Here is a 730-nt window from a genome sequence, read left to right as displayed (position 1 = left end):
GCTCGTCGCGCAGCGCCGTGGCCAGCCGCGCCAGCCGCCACCGCGGCCGGGCCACCAGCTGGGCGGAGGCGGCGCGCAGCGCGAGCGGCAGCCCGTCGCACAGCGTCACCAGCTCCTGTGCGGCGGCCGGGTCCTCGGCGACCCGGTCGGGGCCGAGGAGCGCGCCGATCAGGGCCGCCCCGTCCGCGGGGCCGAGCGCGTGCAGCCGTACCGGGCGGGCGGCATCGGTGGCGATCAGCCCGTCCAGCCGGGACCGGCTGGTGACCAGCGTGGCGCAGTGCGGGCCGCCGGGCAGCAGCGGACGCACCTGGGCCGAGCTGCTCGCGTTGTCCAGCACCACCAGCAGCCGCCGCTGGGCCACGAGCGAGCGGTAGAGCGCCCCCGCGGCCTGCTCCGAGGGGGGTATCTGGTCGGCGGGGGTGCCCATGGCGAGCAGGAACTCCCGCAGCACGGCGGTGGGTTCCGCCTCCTCACCGCCGCTGAAGCCGCGCAGATCGGCGAAGAGCCGCCCGTCGGGGAAGGCGGCGGCGTACGCGTGGCCCCAGTGCACGGCCAGCCCCGTCTTGCCGACCCCGGCGGGCCCGGTGACGAGGGCGATGCCGCCCTCGGCGGGGAGCCCGGCGGGAGCGCCGCCGTACGGCCGGTCCTGCCCGGCGCCGGGCAGCGCCAGCCGGGTCAGCTCGGCCAGCTCCGCGTCCCGGCCCAGGAACCCGGCGGGCGGCCGCGGCAG

The 730-nt window shown here is 79.7% G+C and carries 1 protein-coding gene; it reads right to left on the bottom strand.

Annotated elements, in window-relative coordinates:
* On the bottom strand, positions 1–730 hold a 730-nt coding region (locus EEJ42_RS31095; RefSeq protein WP_246097512.1), incomplete at both ends, for an AAA family ATPase.

The sequence above is a fragment of the Streptomyces botrytidirepellens genome, assembly GCF_003721215.1.
GTDB classification, from domain to species: domain Bacteria; phylum Actinomycetota; class Actinomycetes; order Streptomycetales; family Streptomycetaceae; genus Streptomyces; species Streptomyces himastatinicus.
The sequence above is the reverse complement of the archived record's forward strand: the minus strand, read 5'-3'. Positions and strand labels throughout refer to the sequence as shown.